The sequence below is a fragment of the Sphingomonas sp. GW821-FHT02B09 genome (genome assembly GCF_059421875.1).
This window is the reverse complement of record NZ_JBWKVV010000002.1, coordinates 362846-385337: the sequence shown is the minus strand read 5'-3', so window position 1 is coordinate 385337 and position 22492 is coordinate 362846. Positions and strand designations below refer to the sequence as shown.

General features: G+C 69.1%; 20 protein-coding genes. 10 read left to right on the top strand and 10 right to left on the bottom strand.

The features are described from left to right. Positions 1-83: 83 nt before the first annotated feature. From AC07U4_RS09755 to xseA, 3 genes are read right to left on the bottom strand one after another with little or no spacing between them, the layout of a single operon-like run. Positions 84-923: a M23 family metallopeptidase gene (locus AC07U4_RS09755; protein WP_495195305.1), complete on the bottom strand. Its 840-nt coding sequence runs from the start codon at positions 921-923 to the stop codon at positions 84-86. Further along, the gene (locus AC07U4_RS09750; RefSeq protein WP_038664415.1) at positions 920-1120 is read right to left on the bottom strand and encodes a DUF2093 domain-containing protein; all 201 of its coding nucleotides are present in this window, start codon (positions 1118-1120) and stop codon (positions 920-922) included. Before AC07U4_RS09750 ends, AC07U4_RS09755 begins: the two co-directional genes overlap by 4 nt. Positions 1121-1134: 14 nt before the next feature. Further along, entirely contained in the window at positions 1135-2562 is a 1428-nt protein-coding gene (gene xseA, locus AC07U4_RS09745) for an exodeoxyribonuclease VII large subunit (RefSeq protein WP_495195304.1), read from the bottom strand. Here xseA and purD point away from each other — a divergent pair. Beyond that, complete coding sequence (gene purD, locus AC07U4_RS09740; RefSeq protein ID WP_495195303.1) at positions 2561-3820, top strand: phosphoribosylamine--glycine ligase; 1260 nt, start codon at positions 2561-2563, stop codon at positions 3818-3820. The two genes, xseA and purD, sit on opposite strands and share 2 nt — an antisense overlap. Before the next feature lie 72 nt (positions 3821-3892). On the opposite strand, the gene AC07U4_RS09735 is transcribed toward purD, so the two are convergent. The 3 genes from AC07U4_RS09735 to tsaD form a co-directional block, all read right to left on the bottom strand. Further along, entirely contained in the window at positions 3893-6943 is a 3051-nt protein-coding gene (locus AC07U4_RS09735; RefSeq protein WP_495195302.1) for a TonB-dependent receptor domain-containing protein, read from the bottom strand. 158 nt (positions 6944-7101) lie between these two features. After that, positions 7102-8079 carry an NAD(P)H-dependent glycerol-3-phosphate dehydrogenase gene (locus tag AC07U4_RS09730; protein ID WP_495195848.1) on the bottom strand — a complete coding sequence of 326 codons (978 nt, stop codon included), beginning with the start codon at positions 8077-8079 and terminating at the stop codon, positions 7102-7104. Between the two features lie 29 nt (positions 8080-8108). Next, a complete protein-coding gene (tsaD, locus tag AC07U4_RS09725) occupies positions 8109-9137 on the bottom strand; it encodes a tRNA (adenosine(37)-N6)-threonylcarbamoyltransferase complex transferase subunit TsaD (protein WP_495195301.1) in 1029 nt (342 codons plus the stop codon). Positions 9138-9279: 142 nt separating this feature from the next. Between tsaD and hemC the strand changes: the two genes are divergently transcribed. From hemC to AC07U4_RS09710, 3 genes are read left to right on the top strand one after another with little or no spacing between them, the layout of a single operon-like run. Beyond that, the gene (gene hemC / locus AC07U4_RS09720; protein WP_495195300.1) at positions 9280-10194 is read left to right on the top strand and encodes a hydroxymethylbilane synthase; all 915 of its coding nucleotides are present in this window, start codon (positions 9280-9282) and stop codon (positions 10192-10194) included. Continuing rightward, positions 10191-10880, top strand: coding sequence for a uroporphyrinogen-III synthase (locus tag AC07U4_RS09715; RefSeq protein WP_495195299.1), 690 nt, complete (start codon positions 10191-10193; stop codon positions 10878-10880). Before hemC ends, AC07U4_RS09715 begins: the two co-directional genes overlap by 4 nt. Continuing rightward, positions 10877-11839, top strand: coding sequence for a hypothetical protein (locus tag AC07U4_RS09710; protein ID WP_038664431.1), 963 nt, complete (start codon positions 10877-10879; stop codon positions 11837-11839). Before AC07U4_RS09715 ends, AC07U4_RS09710 begins: the two co-directional genes overlap by 4 nt. Before the next feature lie 12 nt (positions 11840-11851). On the opposite strand, the gene AC07U4_RS09705 is transcribed toward AC07U4_RS09710, so the two are convergent. From AC07U4_RS09705 to AC07U4_RS09690, 4 genes are all read right to left on the bottom strand, one after another. After that, the gene (locus AC07U4_RS09705) at positions 11852-12859 is read right to left on the bottom strand and encodes an alpha/beta hydrolase (protein ID WP_495195298.1); all 1008 of its coding nucleotides are present in this window, start codon (positions 12857-12859) and stop codon (positions 11852-11854) included. Positions 12860-12973: 114 nt separating this feature from the next. After that, positions 12974-13765: a DUF72 domain-containing protein gene (locus AC07U4_RS09700; protein ID WP_495195297.1), complete on the bottom strand. Its 792-nt coding sequence runs from the start codon at positions 13763-13765 to the stop codon at positions 12974-12976. Continuing rightward, positions 13762-14997 carry an NAD(P)/FAD-dependent oxidoreductase gene (locus tag AC07U4_RS09695; protein ID WP_495195296.1) on the bottom strand — a complete coding sequence of 412 codons (1236 nt, stop codon included), beginning with the start codon at positions 14995-14997 and terminating at the stop codon, positions 13762-13764. Before AC07U4_RS09695 ends, AC07U4_RS09700 begins: the two co-directional genes overlap by 4 nt. A 166-nt stretch (positions 14998-15163) precedes the next feature. Then, a complete protein-coding gene (locus tag AC07U4_RS09690) occupies positions 15164-16570 on the bottom strand; it encodes a helix-turn-helix domain-containing protein (protein WP_495195295.1) in 1407 nt (468 codons plus the stop codon). A gap of 95 nt (positions 16571-16665) precedes the next feature. Between AC07U4_RS09690 and AC07U4_RS09685 the strand changes: the two genes are divergently transcribed. From AC07U4_RS09685 to bioB, 6 genes are read left to right on the top strand one after another with little or no spacing between them, the layout of a single operon-like run. Further along, positions 16666-18192 (top strand): acyl-CoA carboxylase subunit beta, encoded by a 1527-nt coding sequence (locus AC07U4_RS09685; RefSeq protein ID WP_038664446.1) that lies wholly within the window; start codon positions 16666-16668, stop codon positions 18190-18192. A gap of 44 nt (positions 18193-18236) precedes the next feature. Continuing rightward, entirely contained in the window at positions 18237-18527 is a 291-nt protein-coding gene (locus AC07U4_RS09680) for a hypothetical protein (RefSeq protein ID WP_212742907.1), read from the top strand. After that, complete coding sequence (locus tag AC07U4_RS09675) at positions 18524-18736, top strand: hypothetical protein (protein WP_137897629.1); 213 nt, start codon at positions 18524-18526, stop codon at positions 18734-18736. Before AC07U4_RS09680 ends, AC07U4_RS09675 begins: the two co-directional genes overlap by 4 nt. Beyond that, positions 18733-19164 carry a methylmalonyl-CoA epimerase gene (gene mce, locus AC07U4_RS09670; protein WP_495195294.1) on the top strand — a complete coding sequence of 144 codons (432 nt, stop codon included), beginning with the start codon at positions 18733-18735 and terminating at the stop codon, positions 19162-19164. The genes AC07U4_RS09675 and mce overlap by 4 nt, the downstream gene beginning before the upstream one ends. Positions 19165-19201: 37 nt before the next feature. After that, entirely contained in the window at positions 19202-21433 is a 2232-nt protein-coding gene (gene scpA / locus AC07U4_RS09665) for a methylmalonyl-CoA mutase (RefSeq protein ID WP_495195847.1), read from the top strand. Beyond that, positions 21430-22419 (top strand): biotin synthase BioB, encoded by a 990-nt coding sequence (bioB, locus tag AC07U4_RS09660; RefSeq protein WP_495195293.1) that lies wholly within the window; start codon positions 21430-21432, stop codon positions 22417-22419. The genes scpA and bioB overlap by 4 nt, the downstream gene beginning before the upstream one ends. Positions 22420-22492 lie beyond the last annotated feature (73 nt).

Below are 22492 nucleotides of genomic sequence, written 5' to 3'. Positions count from 1 at the left end.
CTTATGTAGCAGAAAGGTCACATCCCGATTAACAAGGAGCAACATTCAGAAAGAATACGGCCGTTCCTTGAAAGATGTGCCCCTCACGCCCCCGGCATAGCCCCCGCCACCAGCAACGGGTCGAGCCGCGCGTCGCGCCAGCGCAGGCTCCAGTGGAGATGCGGTCCGGTCGCCCGGCCGGTCGCGCCGACCGCACCGATCGGATCGCCCTGGCGGACGTGGTCGCCGACGCGCACGTCGATGCGCGACAGATGGAGGAAGGCGCTATTGAGACCGTGGCCGTGGTCGATCATCAGCAAATTGCCTTCCAGGGTGAAAGGATGGTCCGCGGCGAGGATGACGACGCCGTCTGCGGGCGCGACGACGGGGGTGCCGGTGGGGCGGGCGATGTCGATGCCCGAATGGTAGCTGCCGGGTTCGCCGCGATAGATGCGTTGCGCACCGAACAGCCCCGAGATGCGGCCGATCGCAGGCCAGCGGAACGCCTGGCGCCAGCCGGTCGCGTCGGTGACCTCAGCACGCGCCGCGGCGATCCGGGCCAGCTCGGCGGGGCGCAGCTGCGCCATGACCGGATCGGGGGCGGGGAATTTGGGCAGCGTGTCGAGCCGCTCGATCCGCCATGCCCGCGGCGCCACGGCGAGTGGCTGGGTAATCCGGCGGCCGTCGTCGAGCGTCGCGACGAGCACGGCCTGCGATCCGGCGTCGCGATCGAAGCCGGCGATGAAGCGGCCCGCCTCGACCGCGATCGGCTGGCCGTCGAGGGTCACCGTCACGCTTCCCGTGGGGACGGTGCCGGCGATCAGCCCGCCCTGCGTCGGCGTTCCGGTCCAGCGAAACGCCGGGGCAGCGACCGGGGCGGGCGCCTGGGGCGACGCCGCCGCGGCCAGGCAGACGAGCGGTGCCAGCGCGGCCGGCAGCCTCATCGCGGGCTGAGTGCCTCGCTGGCGAGATGCGCGCTGGCGAAGGCTTCCTGCCGCGCGACGCTCCAATAGCGCAGCAGCTCGATCGGGATGCGGGCGCCGCTCACCGCACAGACGACATGATCGCCGGGAGTCAGCACCCGGAAGCCGTTGGCCATATAGTGAAGCCGCGCCGGGCGATCCGAGTTGGAAACGAGCATGTCTTGAGATCCTGTCAGAGCAACGTCGGCTGGTCGGGCTTGGGATAGGCCCTGGCGGGTTTGCGCTCAACCTTGCGCTCGGCGGCGGGCTGGACCGTGCCGTCGTCGACGACGGCATCGATGCTGCCGTCGCGGAAGCGCAGCGTCACCGCCCCTGCCTCGCGCACCGCCGCGGCGGACGCCAGCGTCTCGCCGCCCCCGCTCCCGCCCTCGCGGCGTGCGGTGACCCGCGCATAGCCGCGGTCGAGCACCGCATCGGGGTTGAGCGACTGGACCAGCCGCCACGTCGCCGCCAGCCGGTCGCGGTTGCGGTCGACCTGTTGCTGCAGCACCGCCGGACGCAGCGCGCCGCTCGACCGGTCGAGCTGGCCGCGCGCCAGCGTCACCCGCCGTTCGAGCCCGCGGTCGAGCCGCTGGCCGGCATCGTCGGCACGCTGGCGCTGCGGCCCGAGCAGCGCGTCGCGCTTGGGCAGCAGCCGGGCGAGCCCGGTCAGCCGCTCGCGGCCGCGCTCGACATAGCGGTTGGCGCAACGCTGCGTGCGCAGGCCATGGCTCTGGATCGTGTGGCGCAGGTCGGCGAGCACGGGCACCGCCAGCTCCGCCGCCGCGGTGGGCGTCGGCGCGCGCAGGTCGGCGGCGAAGTCGCACAGCGTCGTATCGGTCTCGTGGCCGACCGCGGAGATGATCGGGATGGTACAGCCGGCGACGGCGCGGACCACGACCTCCTCGTTGAACGCCCACAGATCCTCGATCGAACCGCCGCCGCGCGCGACGATGACGAGGTCGGGGCGAGGCACCGGGCCGTCCGCGGGCATCGCGTCGAAGCCGCGCACCGCGGCGGCGACCTCCTCGGCCGCCCCCTGCCCCTGCACCTTGACCGGCCAGACGAGCACGTGGGTCGGACAGCGATCCTCGAGCCGATGCAGGATGTCGCGGATCACCGCGCCGGTCGGCGAGGTGACGACGCCGATCGTCCGCGGCAGATAGGGCAGCCGCACCTTGCGCGCGCCGTCGAACAATCCCTCGCCCGCCAGCTTCGCCTTGAGCTTCTCGAACAAGGCCATCAGCGCGCCGGCGCCGGCAAGTTCCATCCGCTCGATGACGATCTGATATTTGGAGCGGCCGGGATAGGTGGTGAGCTTGCCGGTGGCGATCACCTCGATGCCGTCCTGCGCGGCGAAGGCGAGCGCATTGGCCTGCCCCTTCCACATCACGCCGTCGATCACCGCGGCATCGTCCTTGAGCGCGAGATAGACGTGGCCCGAGGTCGCGCGCTTATAGCCCGAGATCTCGCCGCGGATGCGGACGTGGCCGAACTCCCCTTCGACCATCCGCTTGAGCTTGAAGCTGAGTTCGCCGACCGACATGGCGAGCGCGTTGTCGCCGGGCCGCTCCTCGGCTAGCAGCCGGGCGTCGTCGGTATCGGATAGGAACTCTGGCATGAACGTCCTGCTGTTGGGCTCAGGTGGCCGCGAGCACGCACTCGCATGGAAACTGGCGCAATCGGCCCTCCTCGATACGCTCTATGCCGCGCCTGGCAACCCCGGCGTCGCCGCCCATGCGACGTGCGTCGCGCTGGATGCGACCGATCATGCCGCGGTGGTGGATTTCGTGGCCGGCCATGACGTTGGCCTCGTCGTCATCGGGCCGGAAGCGCCGCTGGTCGACGGTCTCGCCGACACGCTGCGCGCGGCGGGCGTGCCGGTGTTCGGGCCGGGCAAGGCGGCGGCGCAGCTCGAGGGATCGAAGGGCTTCACCAAGGATCTGTGCCGGCGCGCCGACATTCCGACCGCGGGTTATGTCCGGGTCGGCACGCGCACCGAGGCGGAAGCGGCGCTGGCGAGCACCTTCTCCTATCCGGTCGTGATCAAGGCGGACGGGCTCGCCGCGGGCAAGGGCGTGGTGATCGCGACCAGCGAGGCCGAGGCAGCCGCAGCGTTCGACGCGATGTTCGCGGACGGCGATGCGCCGGTGGTGCTCGAGGAATTCCTCGACGGGGAGGAGGCGAGTCTGTTCGTGCTCACCGACGGCGTCGCGCTGCTGCCGTTCGGCAGCGCGCAGGACCACAAGCGCGTCGGCGAGGGCGATACCGGTCCCAACACCGGCGGCATGGGCGCGTACAGCCCGGCGCCGGTGCTCACCCCTGAGCTGGAACGGCGTGCGCTCGACGAGATCATCGCGCCGACGGTGAAGGCGCTCGCCGAGGAGGGGACGCCGTTCAGCGGGGTGCTCTACGCCGGGCTGATGCTGACCGCGACCGGCCCCAAGCTGATCGAATATAATGCGCGGTTCGGCGACCCCGAATGCCAGGTGCTGATGCCAAGGTTCGAGGGCGATCTGGTCGCGACGATGCTGGCGGTGGCGGAAGGGCGGCTCGGCGACCTGCCCGCGGCGCGCTTCGCCGACGCGGCGGCGATGACCGTGGTGCTGGCGGCGGCGGGCTATCCGGGGACGCCCAAGGCAGGCGGCGCGATCCGCGGGATCGACGCGGCGGAGGCGACCGGCGCGATCGTCTTCCAGGCGGGGACGCTATTGGAGGGCGACACATTGGTGGCGTCCGGCGGCCGGGTGCTCGCCGTAACCGCGATGGGGGCGGACATCCGCGCAGCACGCGATGCGGCCTATCGCGGGGTCGATGCGATCGACTTTTCGGACGGCTTCTGCCGTCGCGACATCGGCTGGCGCGAACTGGCGCGCTGATCGCTCGGTGCGGAGAGCCGGAAAGGCCCGCCGGATCGCTCCGGCGGGCCTTTTTTCGTTCGCGACAGACGATCAGAAGGTGATCGTGGTGCCGATCGCGATCTGGCGGCCGAGCGCGTCATAACGCTGCGGGATCGTGTTGTTGCGCGCCAGACTGATATTGTACGAATTCGCCAGGATCGGCGGGTTCTTGTCGAGCAGGTTGTTCGCGATTACGCGGAAGGCGAACTGCCGTGCGATGTTGAAGGTCAGCGCGAGGTCGAAATAGCTCGCCGGGGCGATGCGGTAGAAGGTCGTCTGCGCCCGATCGGGCGTGCCACCGATCGCCGCATCGCCCGAGTTGTTCGCGCTGGTCAGCGAGCCGATGTAGCGCCAGTTGAACGAAGCGTTGAAGATGCCGTCCGAGGTCGAATAGGTCGTCCGCAGGCCATGCGTCCACTTCGGCAGCAACTGGCTGCACCCGTTGGCGAAATAGCCGGTGCAATTGCGCTGCGGCTGGACCGGCGAATCCTGGCCGCCGGCGAAGGTGGTCAGCGAGCCGTTGAAGTCGAAGTCCAGCCGGCCGACGCTGCCGAGACCGAGCGCGTAGCTGCCCTGGAAATCCCAGCCCCGGGCAATCGAATAATAATAATTGGTCGTACCCGCACGGATGAAGCCGCTGGTCGGGTTGCCCGATGCCGCAGCATAGAGCGTGCCGTTGGCGGCACGGACGATCCCCGAGCAGAAGAACGGATCGCCGTTCGAGCGCTGGCAGCCATCGGTATAATAGCTGTCGTCGTTATAGCCGAGCGAGTTGTTGATCTTGATCCGGTAGCGATCGACCGAGAAGACCAGCCCCTTGATGAAGCGCGGCTTGATCACGAGGCCGTAGGTCTGGGTGTAGGCGGTTTCAGGATCGGCGGTGAAGCCGCCCGAGCGCACGGTGCACTGGTCGTTGGGGCACAGCAGCGTCGTGCTGCCGTAAAGCGCATCCGACAGGCCGGTGGCGCGGCAGACCTCGCGCGAGGCGATCGGCGTGCCATAAGTGATCGTGCCGTTGGTGTTGGTCACCGTCGGTGCGCAGAAGTCGTTCTGCGAACCGCCCTGACGCGAGAAGCTGATGTTCGACGCCTGATAGGCTTCGACCACGGTCGGCGCGCGCTGCGCCTTGTTGAACGAGGCGCGAAGGGTCAGGTCGGCGACCGGTGCGTACAGACCCTCGATCTTCCAGGTGGTGAACTTGTTGGGATTGCTGCTGTACTTGGACAGGCGATACCCACCGTTGGCCTGCAGCAGATGCGCGAACGGGCGATCCTGGATCAGCGGCGCCTGCACCTCGATGTTCGATTCCCAGACGTGCTGGCTGAGGTCGGACGGCGCGCCGCCGTAATCCTCGATGAAGCCCGGCGTCAGCTCGGAGAACTGGCGATCCTTGCGGAATTCGGTGCCGAGCGCGAAGGCGACGCCGTCGGTGGCGAGCGGCGAGGTGATGCCGTAGTTGCCAAGATCGCCGGTCATGTTCGCCTGCACGTCGTAGAGCAGGCCGACGGTCTTCTGCCGGGCCGGGTCGAGGTCGCCGTACAGATAGTTGATCAGCGCCTGATTGCCGTTGCCGGCGCTGAATGCGTCGAACGGTACGCAGGCGCCACCGGACACGCAGGTCGGCGTGCCGTTGACGTTGACGACGTTGAGCGAATTGTTGACCCGGTCGAAGTTAGGCAGGCGCGACGAGTCCCAGATCTGCTGGTTGCGCGAGAAGACGCCGCCGATGTCATAGGTCCAGGCATCACCGACCTTGCCGCGCACGCCGCCGGTCGCGCGGATACCGGTGTTGGTATAGGTGTCGGTCATGAACGGCGCGTTGAACCGATAGCGGATGTCGACCGGCACGGTGGTGGCCGTCCCGGCGGCGGCACCGCAGAGGATACCGGCCTGCTGCGTCGACAGGAACGGGTTGTTGCAATTGACCCGGAAGAGATCGGAGCCGTAATTCGCCGCCGCGAAGACGCGGGTCGGATAGCGGTTGATCGACTTGTCGCGGAACCACAAGGCCGAGCCATAGACTTCGAATTCCGGCGACAGCTTCAGCGTGACGAAGCCGCCGGCGTTCACGCGATTGTCCTGCCGCTGGTAGGAATAGCCGTCATACGGATTGGCGGCATTGCCCACCCCGGTGCCATAAGGCACGAAGGTGCGCGTACCGTTGGGATCGTTGACGAACTGCCGCCCGGCATTGGTGCCGCTGCCCGGCGAGACGAAGCCGCTGACCGAATAGGTCGACAGCGAGCAGCTCAGCGGGCCGTCCTTGCCGGTCTGGATGAGCTGGCACGCCGAGGTCGAGCGCGCGTCATAGGGCACCAGATCGGCGTGGCGGTAATTGACGAAGCCCGACATGTTGAGCTTGCCGTCGAACAGCGAGGTCCCTGCGGTAAGCGCCAGATCGGCACGGCCGCCGTCGTTGACCTGGCCGAGCCGCGGCGAGAAGCCGGAGTTCTGCGCGGTCTGCGTCACCAGATTGGACTTGTTGACGTGATTGTAGAAATTGTAGTTGGCGTCGATCCGCACGCCGGTGAAATTCTGCTTCATCACGAAGTTGACGACGCCGGCGACCGCATCCGAACCATAGACCGACGAGGCACCGCCGGTGAGCACGTCGACGCGCTCGATCAGCGCCACCGGGATGATGTTGGTATCCTGGGCGTTCTGCGTGCCGAGCCGCTTGCCGTCGACCAGCACCAGCGTCCGTTCGAACCCGAGGCTGCGCAGCTTGATCCGCTGGCGACCGTCGGAATCCTGATAGTTCTGCTGGCTGTCGGGCGAGATCTGCGGGAGCCGGTTGAGCACCTCTTCGACGTTGATCGGCGCCTGCGCCCGGATGTCGGCGGCGGTGACCGAGGTGATCGGCGCGGCGGCGGTGCTGTTGGGGCGGACGATGCGCGTGCCGGTGACGACGATCTCGCCATCGCCGCTGCTGTCGGGCGCCTGCCCGCTGATCGTCGCGGCCTTGACGCTGCTGCTGTCGGCGGCGGTGTCGGTCTGCGGTTGGATGCTATTGGTATCATTGGCAATCTGCGCCGTCGCCGGCGCGGCGAGCAGCAGCCCGCCCGCGAGGGCGAGCAGCGACACATGGGTATTCAGGTTCATGACAGCAGCCCCTTTGACGAGCCGCGATTATTCGCTGGCCCGATACGGCGAAGCTTCGTCAGACGCCCCGGTCAGTCAATACCGAAACATGACCTTTACAATACTTTGTTGCGGGAATGTGACCCGGTTGCATCACTTCTGTCGTTGCGAGGCAGCGGTCAGCTCGCTTCCTGCCGCAACGGCCGCGCGAGCAGCGCGCCGATGACGTCGTCCACCGGCGCGCCCTCCAGCAGGCGGCAGACCGCGGCGGTGACCGGCATGTCGACGCCCGCCGCCGCCGCCGCCTCGCGCAGCACCGGGGCGGTGAAGGCGCCCTCGGCGACGGTGCGGCGGTCGGCGAGCAGGTCGGCGGCCGCCCTGCCCTGACCCAGGCCGACGCCGAGCGAGAAATTGCGACTGCTGGTCGAGGAACAGGTGAGGACGAGGTCGCCGAGCCCCGACAGGCCGGCGAGCGTCTCGGCGCGCGCGCCACGGGCGAGACCGAAGCGCGTCATCTCGGCGAAGCCGCGTGCGATCAGCGCGGCACGCGCGTTCTGGCCAAGGCCGGCGCCGTCGACCACGCCGCAGGCGATGGCGAGCACGTTCTTGACCGCGCCGCCGATCTCCGCACCGACGACGTCGCGGCTGGCATAGGGGCGGAACTGCGGCGCGGCGAGGCGTTCGGACAGTGCCCGCCCGAGCGCCTCGTCCGCCGCCGCCAGCGTCACCGCGGTGGGCAGGCCGGCGGCCACCTCGTGCGCGAAGGTCGGGCCGGACAGGACGGCGACGGGCGCCTGCGGATGGACCTGCCGCGCGACCTCGCCGACGAGCATCCGGGTGCCCGCCTCGATCCCCTTCGCGCACAGCACCAGCGGGCGCGTGCCGACCGCGATCTGCGACAGCACGCCGCGGACGTGCTGCGCCGGCGCGACGACGAGCAAGGCGTCACAGGCGGCGAGATCGCCGACATCGGCGGTGGCGCGGATCGACGGCGACAGCGGCACGCCGGCAAGGAACAGACGGTTCTCGTGGCCTGCGTTGATCCCCTCGACCACCTCGGGCTCGCGCGCCCACAGCGTGACGGGCTCGCCGCGATGCGCTGCGACCTGCGCGAGCGCCGTCCCCCAGGCGCCGCCGCCGATGACGCCGATCTTCATGGCCTCGACCTCCCCCTGATGGATCCGGTTCATGCCTTCACCCCGGCGCCGCGCACCGCCTCCGCATCCGGATCAAGCGGCCAGCGCGCGCGCGCCGGCGTGTCGAGCGGATCGGTGAGCCCGGAGGCGAACCGCTCGGCACCCGCCCAGGCGATCATCGCGGCATTGTCGGTGCACAGCCACAACGGCGGCGCGACGAAGCGCAGGCCGTTGGCGGTGGCGAGCGCCTGCAGCGCGCCGCGCACCGCCGTGTTCGCGGCGACGCCGCCGGCGACGACCAGCGCGGTGGCGTCGATCCCGGCGATGCCGCGGCGGGTGCGATCGATCAGGCAATCGACCACCGCCGCCTGGAACGACGCGGCGATATCCTCGGGCGCATGCTGGCCGACCGCACGCGCGACCGCGCTCTTGAGCCCGGCGAAGGAGAAATGCGGCTCGGCCGAGCCTTTCAGCGGGCGCGGCAGCGGCACGACCGGGCGGCCGAGCGCCGCCGCCTTCTCGACCATCGGCCCGCCGGGGAAGCCGAGGCCGAGCAATTTGGCGGTCTTGTCGAACGCCTCGCCCGCGGCATCGTCGATCGTCGTGGCGAGGCGGCGATAGCGCGCGACGCCCTCGACCAGCAGCAACTGGCAATGGCCGCCCGAGACGAGCAGCAGCAGATAGGGAAAAGCGAGATCGGGATCGGACAGCCGCGGGCTGAGCGCATGGCCTTCGAGATGGTTGACCGCGATCAGCGGCTTGCCCGCGGCATGCGCGAGCGCCTTGCCGGTGACGAGCCCGACCATGACGCCGCCGATCAGCCCGGGGCCGGCGGTGGCGGCGATCGCGTCGACCTGGTCGAGCCGCAGTCCGGCGTCGGCGAGCGCGGCGCGGACGAGCGGTTCGAGCGCCTCGACATGCGCGCGCGCGGCGATCTCGGGGACGACGCCGCCGAACGGCGCATGCGCCGCTTCCTGGCCGAGCAGGCGGTGGCTGAGCACCTGCCGGTCGCTGGTGACGAGCGCGGCAGCGGTCTCGTCGCAGGAGGATTCGAGGCCGAGGATGATCCGGAGAGACATGGCCAAGTCTTTACGCGCGTTGCCGGAGGTTGTCGAAGGGTGGGGATTTCGGCCATGGCGGCGGGAGATTGCCGTCCTCACCCTTCCCAACGGGAGACGCCCACGGCGGCGATGGGTGAGGCCGGATAACGGGAGCAGACGGGTGGCGATCAAATTCAGGCTGGGAACGCGGGGATCGCCGCTCGCGCTGACGCAGGCCGGGATGGTGCGCGACGCCTTGTGCGCCGCGCATGGCTGGACCGCGGACGAGGTCGCGCTGGTCGTCATCCGCACCACCGGCGACCGCGTGCAGGACCGACCCCTCGCCGAGATCGGCGGCAAGGCCCTGTGGACCAAGGAGCTCGACCGCGCCTTGCTCGACGACGAGATCGACGCGGCGGTCCATTCGATGAAGGACGTCGAGACGATCCGCCCGCCGGCGATCGCCATCGCCGCGATGCTGCCGCGCGCCGACGTGCGCGACCGGTTGATCGGTGCGGACAGCGTCGCCGATCTGGCCGCGGGCGCGGTGGTCGGCACCAGCTCGCCGCGGCGGCGCGCGCAATTGCTGCGACTCCGCCCGGACCTGACGGTCGTGATGTTCCGCGGCAACGTCGACACGCGACTCGCCAAGCTGGCGGCCGGCGAGGCGGACGCGACGCTGCTCGCCGCGGCGGGGCTCGACCGGCTCGGGCGCGACGGCGTCGGCCGCGCGATCCCGACCGACACGATGCTGCCCGCCCCGGCACAGGGCGCGGTCGGAATCGAGGTGCGCAGCGCCGACGCCGGCGCGGCGCGGATCGTCGCGGCGATCGACGACGCCGCGACCAGCGCCTGCGTGCTGGCGGAGCGGGCCCTGCTCGCCGGGCTCGGCGCCGACTGCCATTCGCCGGTCGCCGCGCTCGCCGCTTTGTCGGGCGAGATGCTGACGCTGCGCGCCGAGCTGATCGCCGAGGACGGCAGCGCCTTCGTCGAGGGCAGCGGCGAGGGCACCAACGGCAGCCTCGTCGCCGCGGAACTCGCCGCCGACCTGCTCGCGCGGGCGCCCGAGGTGGTGCGGCGGCTGTTCCAGCCGTGAGCTTTTCCGGCCTGCTGGTGGTGCGGCCCGAGCCCGGCAATGCGCGGACCATGGCGCGGCTGCGTGCCGGCGGCGGCCCGGTGCTTGGCCGGCCGCTGTTCGCCGCCGCGCCGATCGCATGGACGCCGCCCGACCCGGCGGCGTTCGACGCCTTGCTGGTGACCAGCGCCAATGCGGTGCGCCTCGCGGGCGCCGGACTGGCGCGGCTCGCCGGGTTGCCGGTGATCGCGGTCGGAGCGGAAAGCGCGGCGGTGGCACGCGACGCCGGCTTGCGCGTCGCGGTCGTCGGCGACGGCGGCGTCGCCGACGCGCTGACGGCGGCGGCGGCGGCGGGACTGGCGCGGCCGCTGCATCTGGCGGGGCGCGAGCATGTCGACAGCGGCCACCCGACCGCGATCGTCTATGCCAGCGCCGAGCTGGACGTCGACGCGGCGGCGTTCGCCGCGGCGGCGACGGGGCGGATCGTGCTGCTCCATTCGGTCCGCGCCGCGCACCGCGTCGCGGCGCTGATCGCCGACCGGCACGCGACGGGCGTCGCAGCGTTGAGCCCCGCCGTCCTCGCCGCGGCGGGTGACGGCTGGGCGTTCGCCCGCGCCGCTGCGATGCCGACCGACGCCGCCTTGTGTGCGCTCGCGCTCGCACGGACGATTGACCGTGCGGCGGGGGGCGGGGATAAGAGGTCATGACCGACTATACGCCGATCGATCCCAGGCCCGCGGCAACGCCCGTGCGCGGGCCGCGGACGGGGGTGTTCCTGGCGATCATCGCCCTCGCCTTCGTCGCCGGGGCGCTGCTCACCGGCTATCTCATGAAACAGGTCGGCTGGCTGAGCACGACCTCCGCCGCCGAGCGTGCGCTTGCGGCGAAACGCACGCAGCCCGATCCGGCCAATTTCAACCCGGCGCAACCGCTCAACGCCAACGGCCAGACGACCAACGCGGCGCTCGAGCCGGCCGCGCTCGCCTCGCGCGAGGCGACGCTGGCGGGGCAATTGACCGCGCTGGAGGCGCGCACCGCAGCGGTGGCGAGCGATGCCGTGGTCGCGGGCGCGCAGGCGGGTCGCGCCGAGGGGCTGCTGGTCGCCTTCGCCGCCCGCCGCGCGCTCGATCGCGGCGTCGGCCTCGGCTATCTGGAGGAGCAGTTGCGCACCCGCTTCGGCACCGTCCAGCCGCGCGCGGTGGCGGCGGTGATTGAGGCGTCGCATCAACCGGTGACGCTGGAGGATCTGCGCCAGGGCCTCGACGCGATCGCGCCCGAGATCGCCACGGTGAGCAGCGACGGCTGGTGGGCAAGCTTGCGCCGCGAGCTCGGCGGGCTGGTAGTGCTGCGCAAGGCGGGCACGCCGTCGCCGCGCCCCGCCGACCGGCTGGCGCGGGCCCGCCGGCTGCTCGAGGGCGGACAGGTCGAGGCGGCGCGCGCCGAAGTCGCGCGGCTGCCCGGCGCGCGCGACGCGGGCAATTGGATGCAGGCGGCCGACCGCTACGTCACCGCGCGCCACGCGCTCGACCAGATTGAAGGCGCGGCGATCATGGGCCAGGCGAGCAAGCCCACCGTCGCCGCCGCCGCCCCGGCCCCCGCGGCGGAACTGCCCGCGATGCCCGACACGCTGTCGAACGAGGAAGCGACGACCTCGGTCGGGATGTGAGCGGCGGGCGCGTTACAGCACGCAGATATCGCGCAACCATTGCCTGACCTGTCCGGGCCATTCGGTGCTGACCGGATGAGCGGTCGGACGCATGCCGAAGGCGTGACCACCCTTCGCATAGACCCGCAGATCGACGGGAACCCCGGCATCGTTCAGGGCCAGTGCGTAAGCCAGCGGCTGCCGGATGTTGTCCATCGGATCGTCCATGGCGTGCAGGATCAGCGTCGGCGGGGCCTTCGCGCTGATCTTTACCCAAGGTTGCAGGTCGAGCGCGTTACGTCCCTTGCTGTTGTCCAGCATCCGCGCCGTATAGGCGATGATCGCAAAATCCGGTCGCGCCGATTGCCGATCGGCCGCGTCGGTCGGCGGATACGTCCGCTCGTCCGTGTTGCTCATGTTGGCGGCCAGATAGGCCCCTGCCGAAAACCCGATCGCGCCGATCCGATGGGGATCGATCCCGTATCCGGCAGCCCCTTGGCGTAGCAATCCCATGGCACGCTGCGAATCTTCCAGAGCGAGCAACACCGTCGGCCGCTGCTGCTTGCCGTTCACGCGGGGCCAGACTTGCGGCGTACGATATTTGAGCATCGCACAGGTCATGCCCTGCCGGATTACCCAGTCGCAGATTTCGGTGCCTTCCAGATCGGTCGCGACGACTTCGAATCCGCCACCCGGCAGCACCAGCATGGCCGCACCGGTGTTCCGCCCTTTCGGTCGAAAGACGGTCATCGTCGGACGCGTGACATAGCTCGCCCAATGCCATCTGCGCCCACCGACAAGACCCGTGCCGTTCCCGGTGCCTTCGGGGCGGTCGCCCGTGTCGGGTTTCGCCAGCGAGATGCTCGCAGGCCATAACGACACTTGCGTGCCGCCGGCGGGGGGCTGCCATAAGCCCTGCCGCTCATCCTTGGGAATCTCGACCCGGATCGGGGCATCGTTCGAGCCGTGTGCCTGACCACCGACGATGCCGGCACCGCACAGGGCGAGAAGCGACCACGCTACGAACCGCAGCTGCGACACATCGTGTCTCCTGTTTCGATCAGGCAACGCATGCGTCAGGGTCAACCGCGTCGCCGAGGGGAAGTTTAGCGTCGGTCGCGGATCACGCCAATCGCCAAGTCTTTGATTGTCCGGTTACGCCGAAACCCGCTCGATCAGCGCCATTGCACCCTGCGGCGCGCGAATCTTGGCGCCGTTAATGAAGAACACGAACGTGTCGCGCTGCGCCTTGGCCGGGGCGTCGGGGACCACATAGGGCAGCCCCTCCGGCCGGCCACCCGCCTGCCACGTCCGCGCCGCCCGTGCCCAATCGTCGAGCGCGGCATCGGTATAGCCCGCCGGGTTCTGCTCCTCGGCCGCTTCCAGCCGTGCATAGACGAAGTCGGCGGTGACGTCGGCGATCGCCGGATAGTCCGCTGAATCGGCATAGACGATCGCGACGTTCGCCGCTCGCGCCATCGCGACGAAGGCCGGGTCGGCGAAGCTCTCGTGCCGCACCTGTACCGCATGGCGCAGCGGCACCCCGGCGTGGCTGCCGGGCAGCATTTTGAGGAAGGCACCCATGTCGTCGGAGTCGAACCTTTTGGTCGCCATGAACTGCCACAGGATCGGTCCGAGCTTGTCGCCGAGCTCGACGATCCCCTGCCCGACGAAGCGCTCGACCGATTCGCCCGCCTCGGCGAGCACCTTGCGGTTGGTGCAATAGCGCGACGCCTTCACCGCGAAGACGAAGCCGTCGGGCGCGGCGGCAGCCCAATTTGCGAAACTCGCCGGCTTGAAGCTCGAATAATAGGTGCCGTTGATCTCGATCGCGGTGACCTGCGAGGCGGCATAGTCCAGCTCGCGCTTCTGCGGCCATTTGGCGGGATAGAAGGTCCCGCGCCACGGCTCGTAGGTCCAGCCGCCGATACCGATTCGGATTGTCATGCGATCATCTCCTTGAGCGGTACGGCCGTATCCGCCAGCCGCGCGGGGTCGATGACCGCGCCGGCGAGAACCAGCGCGCGGCCCTGAACGTAATCGCGCGTCGCGTTGACGCAGTCGAGCGCGATCACCCGGCCCTCGCGCAGGTAGATCAGCGAGACGCTGCGGCTGGCCATGTCGCCACGCACGACGATACCGTCATAACCCGTCGACAATCCCACCGTCTGCAGCCGCAGGTCGTATTGGTTCGACCAGAACCAGGGCACCGCATGATAGTCGACCGGCGTGCTGGCGATCGTTTTGGCGACCACCGTCGCCTGGTCGTTGGCATTCTGCACCGATTCGAGCCGGATGCGCGCGCCGTCGGCGAAGGCGTTGGCGTGCGTCGCGCAATCGCCGATCGCGAACACGTCCGCCAGGCTGGTGCGGCACTGTGCATCGACGTCGACGCCGTTGCCGCCCGCCGCCCCCGCGTCGAGCAACGGCTCGACGGCGGGGACAATGCCGATGCCGACGATCACCATCTCTGTCGGCACCGTCTCGCCGTCGGCGAGCGTGACGCCGCACGCCCGGCCATCCGCCTCCGCGATACAGGCGACGGTGACGCCGAGCCGCACGTCGACGCCATGCGCGCGATGCTCCGCCTCGTAGAAGCGCGACAAAGGCTCGCCGGCGACGCGCGCGAGGACGCGCGGCAAGGCTTCGAGCACGGTGACCTGCTTGCCGAATTTGGCGAGCACCGCCGCCGCTTCCAGCCCGATATAGCCGCCGCCGATCACCGCGACGCGGGTGACGCCGGGCAGTTCGGCGATCATCCGGTCGACGTCGGCGCGGGTGCGCACGCCGTGGACGCCGGCGAGGTCGTGGCCCGAGCAGCTCAGCCGCCGCGGGCTGCCGCCGGTCGCCCAGATGAGCTGGCCGTAACCGATCGTCGCGCCGTCCCCGGTGGCGACGGTGTGCGCCTGCGGGTCGACGCGCACGACGCGGCGGCCGAGCCGCATCACGACGTCGCGCTCCCCCCAGAAGGCGGGGGGGCGGATCAGGATGCGCTCGAACGGCTTGTCGCCGGACAGATAGTCCTTCGACAGCGGCGGGCGTTCATAGGGCGGTTCGGGCTCGTCGCCGATCATCGCGATGCTGCCGGCGAATTTGGCGGTGCGCAGCGCGATCGCCGCCTGCGCGCCGCCATGGCCGGCACCGACGATGACGACGTCGTAATGGGACTGCACGCTCATATCCTCCCGCATTGCCCTCTCCTGCCTTAGTCCCGGTGGCGGCGAAAGCCCCGCTTGCCCTCCGTTCGGGTTGGACCCGTCGAAGCCCGCCGCTCCCCCAACGCCACGCTTGCGGCAAGCAGCCCTTCGACAGGCTCGGGGCGAACGGTGTGAGTGGGTGCGCCGCTCAGTCGAAGCCATATGGCACGATCGAGCGCCGGTCGGGATCGACGAGCAACTCGCGTCCCGCCGGCGGGAAGGCGCGCTGGTCGCAGTCGCGGCGTGGGCAGATGCGGCAGGACGGGCCGATCGGCGTCGCGCTGTCCGCGCCGGCGAGGTCGAGGCCGTCGCCATAGATGAACGCGCCGGCATGTTCGACCTCGCAGCCGAGCACCACCGCATAGCGGCGGGCGACGCGGCGATAGCTCGACGTCGCCTTGACCAGCCCCTTGGCCATCGACACGTAGCGCGCGCCGTCGGGCATTTCGGCGACCTGGACGAGGATGCGGTCGGAGATCGCCACCGCCTCATGCGCCACCCACAGCGGGCAGGCGCCGCCATATTGCGCGAATTGCAGCCGCGTCGCCGAATGGCGCTTGGTGATGTTGCCCGCCATGTCGATGCGGCAGAAGAAGAACGGCACGCCGGGCAGCCCGGGCCGCTGCAGGGTCGACAGGCGGTGGCAGACCTGTTCGAAGCTCACCCCGAAACGCTGGCGCAGTGCATCGACGTCGTGGCGTCGCGCCCGCGCCTCGGCGCGGAAGCGCGCATAGGGCATCAGCAGCGCGCCCGCGCCGTAATTGGCGAGGCCGACGCGCAGCAGGTCGCGCGCCGCCTCCGAGCGCAGCGGCGCGTCGGCGACGATCCCCTCGATCAGCGCCGTCGCCTCGAGCCGGATGAGCTGGTGCGCGAGCTGGAAATGCCGCGTCTCGATCGGCTGCGCGCCGTCGATCGTCAGCGTCCCCGCCGCGGCGTCATAGGCGCGCATCGGCGCGGCGATGCCGTCGTCGATCACCCGCACGTCGTGTGCTGCCTGCAACCGGTCGACCAGCGCCCGCCCCGGCGGCAGATCGTCCGCCAGCCCCTCGGCGAAGCGATCGAGCGGGTCGATGTAATTGCCCATCCCCTGGAACCAGTCGCGCACCTCCTCCCACGGCAGCAGGTGCGGCTGGCTCCCCTGTGCGTCGACGCGGTCGTCGAGCACGCGCAACTGCTCCTGCGAGCGCCGCAGCGCGGCGTGCAGCGCGATCATCCGCCGCGCCACCAGCGGCTGCTGCTTGAGGCCGCGCAGCACGTCCGCCTCGTCGAGCAAGGCCGCCGGCACCGACGGATCGGTCCCGGCCTCGAGCGCGCCGACCAGCGCCGCGCTGTCGTCCTCGGGCGCGATCTCGACCCAGTCGAGCGGAAAGGCCCGCGCCAGTGCGCCGAGCACGCCGCCGGTGATCGGCCGGTCGCCGCTTTCGATCTGCGACAGATAGCTGGTCGAGATGCCGATCCGCCGACTGAGCGCGATCTGGCTGAGCGACAGCCGCGCCCGCAACGCGCGCACCTGGTCGCCGGCGAAGATGCGTGCACGGGGCGGTTGCTGGACCATGTGCCCCCATAGTTTGCAAACAGGTCCGTTGCAATTTTGCAAAACCACAGTTGCGGCGGCAGGCTAGGATCGGGGAAGAAGAGGCAGGAGAGAGTATGTCATCGACGCAGACCGAACTCGACCGCCGCCGATCCGCCGCCAGAGCGGGCGGCGGCGAAAAACGGGTCGCCGCGCAACATGCCAAGGGCAAGCTCACCGCCCGCGAACGGCTCGAGATCCTGCTCGACGAAGGATCGTTCGAAGAGATCGACATGTACGTCGAGCACAATTGCGTCGACTTCGGCATGGCCGATCAGGTGATCCCCGGCGACGGCGTCGTTACCGGATCGGGGACGATCAACGGCCGTCTGGTCTACGTCTTCAGTCAGGATTTCACCGTCTTCGGCGGCTCGCTGTCCGAGCGCCACGCGCAGAAGATCTGCAAGGTGATGGACACCGCGCTCAAGGTCGGCGCGCCGGTGATCGGCCTCAATGATTCGGGCGGCGCGCGCATCCAGGAGGGCGTCGCCAGCCTCGGCGGCTATGCCGAGGTGTTCCAGCGCAACGTGCTCGCCAGCGGCGTGGTGCCGCAACTGAGCCTCATCATGGGTCCGTGCGCGGGCGGCGCGGTCTATTCGCCGGCGATGACCGACTTCATCTTCATGGTGAAGGATTCGAGCTATATGTTCGTCACCGGCCCCGACGTGGTCAAGACGGTGACCAACGAGGTGGTGACGCAGGAGGCGTTGGGCGGCGCGGTGACGCACACCACCAAGACCTCGGTCGCCGACAATGCCTTCGAGAACGATATCGAGGCGCTGCTCGCGGCGCGCGACTTCATCGACTTCCTGCCCGCGTCGAACCGCGAGAGCGTTCCCGAACGCCCGACCGCCGATGCCTGGGACCGACTGGAGCCGAGCCTAGACACTTTGGTGCCGGCCTCGGCCAACCAGCCCTACGACATGCACGAGCTGATCCGCAAAGTCGTCGACGAGGGCGATTTCTTCGAGACGCAACCGGCGCATGCCGCCAATATCATCACCGGTTTCGGCCGGATCGAGGGACGCACGGTCGGCTTCGTCGCCAACCAGCCGATGGTGCTCGCCGGCGTGCTCGACATCAACAGCTCGAAGAAGGCGGCGCGCTTCGTCCGCTTCTGCGACGCGTTCGATATCCCGATCGTCACCTTCGTCGACGTACCCGGCTTCCTGCCGGGCACCGCGCAGGAGCATAACGGCATCATCAAGCACGGCGCCAAATTGCTGTTCGCCTATGCCGAGGCGACCGTGCCGAAGATCACCGTCATCACGCGTAAAGCCTATGGCGGCGCATACGACGTGATGGCGTCGAAGCATCTGCGCGGCGATCTCAATTACGCCTGGCCGACCGCCGAGATCGCGGTGATGGGCGCGAAGGGCGCGGTCGAGATCATCTTCCGCGGCCGCACCCCCGAGGAGATCGCCGAGCGCACCGCCGAGTACGAGGCGCGCTTCGCCAACCCCTTCGTCGCCGCGAGCAAGGGCTTCATCGACGAGGTGATCCAGCCGCATTCCACCCGCCGCCGCATCGCGCTGGGCCTGCGCAAGCTCAAGGGCAAGGCGCTGGAGAACCCGTGGAAGAAGCACGACAACATCCCGTTGTGAGCCCATCTCCTGAACATTATAAGCATATGTGAAGGAGACGACTCATGCAGACCGAACGCGTGACCTTTCTCACCACCCCCGATCACAAGGCGGCGCTTGATGCGTTCGCGGCCAGCAACGGCAAGTCCGTCGGCCATGTCGTGCGCGAGGCGTCGGCGATATATATCGCGCAGGCGGCAGCGGATGAAGACGAAGAGCAACTGGCGGCGCTGGTCCGCGAGGTGAACGAGGCCGTTCCCCGTATGCGCGAGGACATCAAGAGCGCGATTGCCAGCATCAATCGTGCGAATGCGGCGGTCGATGCGGTGCTCGCTGGTGAAGGACCGCGGCGATGAGTTTCATCGGCGATACGATAAAGGCGCTTCGCAACGTCCTCCTGCTGCAAGAGGACGTACGCCAGCTCAAGGATATGGTCACCAGCCAGAGCGGGCGACTCGCGGCGCTGGCAGAAGCGCATGCCACGTTGCGCGAGCGCGTCAGCCGACTGGAAGGCGTGATCGAGGGCGCCGCGATGGCGACGCGGCAGCGGCGGATCGAGGAATGACCGACCACGCGCCGTTGGGCCGCCTCAACCATATCGGCGTCGCGACGCCATCGATCGCGCGGTCAGTCGAGACGTATCGCACCCTGCTCGGCGCGACCGCGATCGGCGAGCCGTTCGATCTGGCCGCGCAGGGGGTGAAAGTGTGCTTCATCGACACGCCCAATACGCAGATCGAGCTGATCGAGCCCTATGACGAGAGTTCGCCGATCGCCGGCTTCCTGCGCAGCAATCCTGCCGGCGGCCAGCATCACCTGTGTTTCGAGGTCGCCGACATCCACGCCGCGATCGCCGACCTCACCGCCAAGGGCGCGCGCGTGCTCGGCGAACCGCGGATCGGCGCGCACGGCACGCCGATCGTCTTCGTCCATCCGAAGGACATGGGCGGCGTGCTGGTCGAACTGATGGAGACGCCGCTTGCCGGACATTGAGGTCAACACCGGCGAGGACAGCGGCGCCGCGCCCGCCCTGCCGCCGGCCCCCGAACCGACGCCGCAGCCGAGCCTTGCCGACTGGCAGGCCGCCGCCGCGAAGGAGGTGAAGGGCAAGGACCTCGTCTGGCAGACGCCCGAGGGCATCGCCGTCAAGCCGCTCTACACCGCCGCCGATGCGCCGGTCGATCCGGGCCTGCCCGGCTTCGCGCCCTTCACCCGCGGCGTGCGCGCGTCGATGTACGCCGGCCGGCCGTGGACGATCCGCCAATATGCCGGCTTCTCGACCGCCGAGGAATCGAACGCTTTCTACCGCCGCAATCTCGCCGCCGGGCAGAAGGGGCTGTCGGTCGCCTTCGATCTCGCGACGCATCGCGGCTATGACAGCGACCATCCGCGCGTCACCGGCGACGTCGGCAAGGCGGGCGTCGCGATCGACACCGTCGAGGATATGAAGATCCTGTTCGACGGCATCCCGCTCGACCAGATGAGCGTCAGCATGACGATGAACGGCGCGGTGATCCCGATCCTCGCCTTCTTCATCGTCGCGGGAGAAGAACAGGGCGTCGACCGCAAATTGCTCGACGGGACCATCCAGAACGACATCCTCAAGGAGTTCATGGTCCGCAACACCTATATCTACCCGCCCGAACCGAGCATGCGGATCATCAGCGACATCTTCGGCTATACCAGCCGCGAGATGCCCAAGTTCAACAGCATCTCGATCAGCGGCTATCACATGCAGGAAGCGGGGGCGACGCAGCTCCACGAGCTTGCCTTCACCGTCGCCGACGGCATGGAATATGTGAAATACGGCGTGGCATCGGGCCTCGACATCGACAAGTTCGCCGGGCGATTGAGCTTCTTCTTCGCGATCGGCATGAATTTCTTCATGGAGATCGCCAAGCTGCGCGCCGCGCGCGTGCTGTGGCATCGCGCGATGACGCAGCTCGGCGCGCAGGACGAGCGCAGCAAGATGCTGCGCACGCATTGCCAGACGAGCGGCGTGTCGCTGACCGAGCAGGACCCGTACAACAACGTCATGCGCACGACGATCGAGGCGATGGCGGCGATGCTCGGCGGCACCCAGTCGCTGCACACCAACGCGCTCGACGAGGCGATCGCGCTGCCCACCGATTTCTCCGCGCGGATCGCGCGCAACACGCAGATCGTCATCCAGGAAGAAACGGGGATGACCAAGGTCGTCGATCCGCTCGGCGGCAGCTATTACGTGGAAAGCCTGACGCAGAGCCTGGTCGACGGCGCGTGGGAGATCATCGAACGGGTGCAGGCCGAGGGCGGCATGGCCAAGGCGGTCGCCGCCGGCTGGCCCAAGGCGATGATCGAGGAAGCCTCCGCCGCGCGGGCCGCGCGCGTCGACCGCGGCGAGGACGTGATCGTCGGCGTCAACAAATACCGCAAGGATGGCGAGGACCCGATCGACATCCTTGATGTCGACAATGTCGCGGTGCGCGAAGCACAGATCCGCCGTATCGAACGCGTCAAGGCGAGCCGCGACGAGGCGGCATGCCGCGCGGCGCTCGACGCACTGCGCGAGGCGGCACGTATGGCACCGGCCGTTCGCCCTGAGCCTGTCGAAGGGCAGGCACAGGGGCTTCGACAGGCTCAGCCTGAACGGGACTGGGAACATAGCAATCTGCTCGCGCGAGCGGTGGATTGCGCCCGCGCCCGGGCGACGCTCGGCGAGATCAGCAGCGCGATGGAGGACGTGTTCGGCCGCTTCGGCACGCAGCCGACCCCGGTCAAGGGCATATACGGCGGTGCCTATGCCGACGATGCACGCTGGCTGCGGCTCGAGGACGGCGTCGCCGACACCGAACGGCGGCTGGGGCGCAAACCGCGGATGCTCGTCGCCAAGATGGGGCAGGACGGCCACGACCGCGGCGCCAATCTGGTCAGCAGCATGTTCGGCGATCTCGGCTTCGACATCGTACCCGGGCCGCTGTTCCAGACGCCCAAGGAAGCCGCGATGCTCGCGGTCGAGAAGGCCGTCGACATCGTAGGCGCCTCCAGCCTCGCCGCAGGTCACAAGACGCTGATCCCCGAGCTGATCGGCCATCTGCGCGATGCCGGCCGCGCCGATATCAAGGTGATCGCCGGCGGCGTCATCCCGGCGCAGGATTATCAGGCGCTGCGCGATGCCGGCGTGCAGGCGATCTTCGGTCCCGGCACCAATCTCATCACCGCCGCCGAGGATGTGCTACGGCTGCTCGGTCACAATATGCCGCCACAGGATTCCGCAGAATGACCCGTACCGACTGGACCCGCGCCGAGATCGCCGCGCTGTTCGACCTGCCGTTCGACGAACTGATGTATCAGGCGCAGACCGTCCACCGCACGCATCACGCGCCGTCGGAAGTGCAGCTTTGCACGCTCCTGTCGATCAAGACCGGCGGCTGCCCGGAGGATTGCGGCTATTGCTCGCAATCCGCCTCGTCGGACAGCGGGCTGAAGGCGGCGAAGCTGATGCAGGTCGACGCGGTGCTCGCCGATGCGGCGGCCGCCAAGGCGGCCGGGTCGCAGCGCTTCTGCATGGGCGCGGCGTGGCGCAATCCCAAGCCGCGTGACATGCCGGCGATCGTCGCGATGGTCGAAGGCGTGCGCGCTATGGGGATGGAGACGTGCATGACGCTCGGCATGCTCGAGCCGGAACAGGCGCAGCAGCTCGCCGCCGCCGGGCTCGACTATTACAACCACAATATCGACACCTCGCCCGAGAATTACGGCAACGTTATCACGACGCGTACCTTCCAGGACCGGCTCGATACGCTGGAGAACGTGCGGCAGGCGGGGATCAACGTCTGCTGCGGCGGCATCGTCGGCATGGGCGAAACGCGGGGTGATCGCATCGGCTTCGTGCACGCGCTCGCCACCCTGCCGCGTCATCCCGAAAGCGTGCCGGTCAACGCATTGGTGCCGGTGAAGGGCACGCCGCTCGGCGACATGCTGGCGGACACGCCGATGGCCCGGATCGACGAGATCGAGTTCGTCCGCACCGTCGCGGTGGCGCGGATCACCATGCCGCTGTCGATGGTGCGCCTGTCCGGCGGTCGCGAATCGATGTCGGAGGCGACGCAGGCGCTGTGCTTCATGGCCGGCGCCAATTCGATCTTCACCGGCGACAAATTGCTCACCACCGGCAACGCCGGCGACAGCGCCGACGCGGCATTGTTCGCCAAGCTCGGCCTGACGCCGATGGAAAGCGCCGAGCCGATGCGGGTGGCGGCCGAATAGCCTGCCGGGGAGGGTCTGCCCTCCCCCCGAAAACCATCAAACCCGCAGGCGGACCGGCCCCCGGCCGGCTGCC